Source organism: Streptomyces sp. NPDC058964, from assembly GCF_042741275.1.
Taxonomy (GTDB): Bacteria; Actinomycetota; Actinomycetes; order Streptomycetales; family Streptomycetaceae; genus Streptomyces.
Genome location: NZ_JBHYKH010000179.1, coordinates 1 through 835 on the forward strand (window position 1 = coordinate 1; position 835 = coordinate 835).

General features: G+C 79.3%; 1 protein-coding gene. It reads left to right on the forward strand.

Features of this window, described 5'->3' with window-relative positions:
• The coding region (locus ACFW2E_RS22200) for a VWA-like domain-containing protein (protein ID WP_384468798.1) at positions 1-748 on the forward strand (748 nt) is incomplete at its 5' end.
• Between the last annotated feature and the right edge of the window lie 87 nt (positions 749-835).

The window sequence follows — 835 nt, forward strand, 5'->3', positions numbered from 1 at the left end:
CGCGGCCTGGGCGCGGGAGGGGGAGTGGGGCGCGGTGGCGGCGCCCGGCCTGAGCCCGCAGCCAGGGCACGGGGGGGGCTCCGGGTCGGCGGGGGCCACCCCCGCCCGGCCGGCCGACGCCCCGCGGGGGTGGCGGCGCTGGGCCGAGGAGGCGTTCCATCCGCCGCAGCCGTGGCGGGAGTTGCTGGGCGCGGCCGTCCGCTCGGCGGCCTGCGGCCCGGGGGCGGGCGAGGACTACCTCTACGGCCGGCCGGCGCGGCGCTCGGCCGGGGTGCCCGGGGTCGTACTCCCGAGCCTGCGGCGCAGGCCGCCCCGGGTCGCCGTGGTCGTCGACACGTCCGGCTCGGTCAGCGACACGGAACTGGGCAGCGCGCTCCTCGAGGTCGCCGCGATCTCCCGTGCCGTGGGCGGCCGACGTGAACTGGTCAGCGTGGTGCCGTGCGACGCGTCGGCACGGATCGTGCACCCGCTGTGCCGCGGCGAGGGCATTCCGCTGGTGGGCGGTGGTGGTACGGATCTGCGCACGGGCTTCGCCAAGGCGCTGCGCATTCGGCCGACTCCGGACGTCGTCGTGGTCCTGACCGACGGGCAGACGCCCTGGCCCGCCACGCGTCCGCCGTGCCGGACCGTGGTGGGTCTGTTCCCCCGGGCGGGCGGGCAGTGGGACGAGGACGATCCGGACCATGTGCCGGACTCGCCGCCCGCGTGGGCCCGGGTGGTCGAGATCGGGTCCGCTCCGGCCCGCTGAGGGGATCACGACGGCAAGTCGCGCGGGGGGGGAGCGGAACAGCACCGCCCCCGGGCCGGGGGGGTGGGGGGGCGCGGCGCGTGGCGG